The organism is Leisingera sp. S232, from assembly GCF_049800895.1.
GTDB lineage: Bacteria > Pseudomonadota > Alphaproteobacteria > Rhodobacterales > Rhodobacteraceae > Leisingera.
The window spans coordinates 1-2,661 of sequence record NZ_JBNAFX010000076.1; the positions used below are offsets into that span (position 1 = coordinate 1).

General features: G+C 59.5%; 2 protein-coding genes and 2 pseudogenes. 3 read left to right on the forward strand and 1 reads right to left on the reverse strand.

Going from position 1 to position 2,661, the window contains the following annotated elements; genetic code table 11:
• Positions 1–921 (forward strand): IS110 family transposase (locus ACP151_RS21215; protein ID WP_424980512.1); only part of this gene is annotated, 921 nt, incomplete at its 5' end.
• 303 nt (positions 922–1,224) lie between these two features.
• Here the strand turns inward: ACP151_RS21215 and ACP151_RS21220 are convergent.
• Positions 1,225–1,659, reverse strand: a pseudogene (locus tag ACP151_RS21220) (IS66 family transposase); the annotation flags it as partial.
• On the opposite strand from ACP151_RS21220, the pseudogene istA reads away from it, so the two are divergent.
• A pseudogene (istA, locus tag ACP151_RS21225) lies at positions 1,657–2,242 on the forward strand (IS21 family transposase); the annotation flags it as partial. The pseudogenes ACP151_RS21220 and istA sit on opposite strands and share 3 nt — an antisense overlap.
• Before the next feature lie 63 nt (positions 2,243–2,305).
• Positions 2,306–2,661 (forward strand): transposase (locus tag ACP151_RS21230; RefSeq protein WP_424978388.1); only part of this gene is annotated, 356 nt, incomplete at its 3' end.

Below are 2,661 nucleotides of genomic sequence, written 5' to 3' on the forward strand. Positions count from 1 at the left end.
GGCAAGCCGGTCTTGCGTCGCAAGCTCAAGCGCGACGAAGTCGAGCCGTTCTTCAAAGAACTGCCCTGTTTTCAGATCGGCCTGGAAGCCTGTCCGGGCAGTCACTACTGGGCTCGGACACTTCGGCGCCACGGTCATGAGGTAAGATTGTTGCCCGCGCAATATGTCCGGCCCTATGTGAAGACGAACAAGAACGATGTGGCGGATGCAGAGGCCATTTGCGAGGCAATGACCAGGCCCACGATGCGCTTCGTTCCGATCAAGGAGGAAGACCAACAGGAGATCCTGGTGCTGCACCGGGTTCGCGAGATGCTCATGCGCCAGCGGACCCAGCTGATCAACGGGATCCGCGGTCATCTCACGGAGTTCGGCATTGTCGGACCGCAGCGGGCGCACCGGGGGCAGCTCCTGGTCGATGTCATTCGTGATGAGAACGACGGCCGCTTGCCGGGGGCTGCGCGGCAAGTATTGCTCTATTTGGTGGAGCAACTCGAGCAGGTTGCTAAGAAGCTCGAGGCGATCGACAAGGAGCTCGTCCTTCTTGCCCGTGAGAACGAGATCTGCCGCAGGCTCATGACAATCCCGGGCGTAGGGGGTGTCATTGCGACGGCAATGGTTGCCGCGACGCGAGACCCATCTGACGTCAAGTCGGGCCGACATTTTGCTGCCTGGCTCGGTCTGGTTCCCCGGCAGCATTCGACCGGCGGTGTAGAGCGCATGGGCGGGATCAGCAAACGTGGCAACGGGTATTTGCGCCGCCTGCTGATCCACGGCAGCCGGTCGATCATGCGTTGGCGCAGCAAGACCTGGGTTTGGCTCGCCAAACTACGAGCCAGGCGCCCTGCCAATGTAGCGACGGTCGCCTTTGCCAACAAGACGGCCCGCGTGATCTGGGCGATGATGAAGTTTGGCGGTGTCTAGGGCACTCCGATGCGCCAAGCGGTTTGATGATGAGACAATACGAGGATTGCTGACGGCTGTCGGCAAGCCACCGCAGATGCGAGGGACTTTCTGAACGAGATGGCACGACCGGGCGGACCGGGGTCGGCTGAACCCGTTGGGCGCATCGAGCTCCGAGCTCGCGCTGCGTGATTGGGGCCCGACTCGCGGATTAACCATCAAGGTCGGCGGTGCGGGGCGCATCGCCATGACAGGCTGGATAGATGACCGCAGTCCCGGTGCGTGACTGAGAACAGAAAAACCTTGCAAGAGCGGGGGCATCCATAGATGCGCCCAGCAATAGGCAAGCTGTACGTCCTGGGCCGGCCGTTTCAGCAGTCGGTTGTAGCCTGCATAGCCATCGACCTGCAGGATGCCATCAAAACCATCCAGGATTTTCTCAGCATATTGGCCAGAACGCCCCGGCGCATAGGTGAAGGCCACACCGGGTGGGTCGCCACCGCCCCATGGCCTATCCTCACGCGCCAAGGCCCAAAAGTAGCCCATCTTCGTTCTGCGCCTCCCGGGGTCGAGCACCGGCGCGGTGGTCTCAGTCATGAAGAGCTTGGTCGACCGTTTCAGGTTTGCTAACAGCGCGTCATAGACAGGCATGAGCTCAAAAGCGGCCCGGCCAACCCAGGTGGCCAGCGTCGCACGATCAAGTTCGATGCCCTAGCGGCTGTAAATCTGGGCCTGCCGGTACAGGGGCAGATGATCAGCCGTGCGTTCCTGGTGCGGTCTTGTCCGCTGCAAACGCATGAGATGCTGTTCGACGCTCATTGGCATGCATTCAGGGTGTTTGGTGGCGTCCCCGGACGCGCCATCTATGACAATATGAAGACCGCTGTGGATCGGGTCGGCAAAGGAAAGCAGCGCGACATCAATGCCCGCTTCAAAGCCATGGCCAGTTGAGCCCGAGTTATGCAATCCAGCCGCTGGTTGGGAGAAGGGTCAGGTTGAGAAGAATATGCAGGATGCGCGCAACCGCATGTGGCAGGTGATGCCCGTCTTTGCTGATCTGGCTGAACGTAACCGATGGCTTGAAGATCGTTGTCTCGCCCTGTGGGCGGAGACCCCACACAAGACGTTGCGGGGTTCCATCACGGACGTATGGGAAGCTGAGAAGCCAGTGCTGATGGCACTGCCGCCCGCCTTTGATGGCTTCATCGAACATAGCAAACGGGTGTCGCCAACGCGCCTGATCACATTCGAACGCAATCGCTACAGTGAACCTGCCAGCTTTGCGAACCACCGTGTCAGCCTGCATGTCTACCCAGAACTGTCTGACGTCAGCGCCTATGGGTCCAAATAGCGATGTTTGATAAGGGAGTGTTCTTGGCTCATCGTAACCACTGAGGAGTGGACGATGAGCAAGACAAGTAAGAGCCCCGGCGAGAAGGTCGTCAAAGACATCAAACGGGCAACCCGCAAACAGTATTCAGCTGAAGAGAAGATCCGGATCGTGCTGAATGGCCTGCGCGGCGCAGATAGCATTGCTGAGCTTTGCGGCCGTGAAGGGATTTCCCAAGGCGTTTACGACAAGTGGTCCAAAGACTTCATGGAAGCTGGAAAGAAGCGGCTTGCCGGTGACACAGCACGAGCGGCGACCCCCGACGAGGTCAAGGAACTGCGGCGCGAAGCTCATGATCTGAAAGAGGTTGTGGCGGAGCAAACACTCGAACTTCGACTGCTCAAAAAAAAGCATGGTCGGGGATGGGGGCG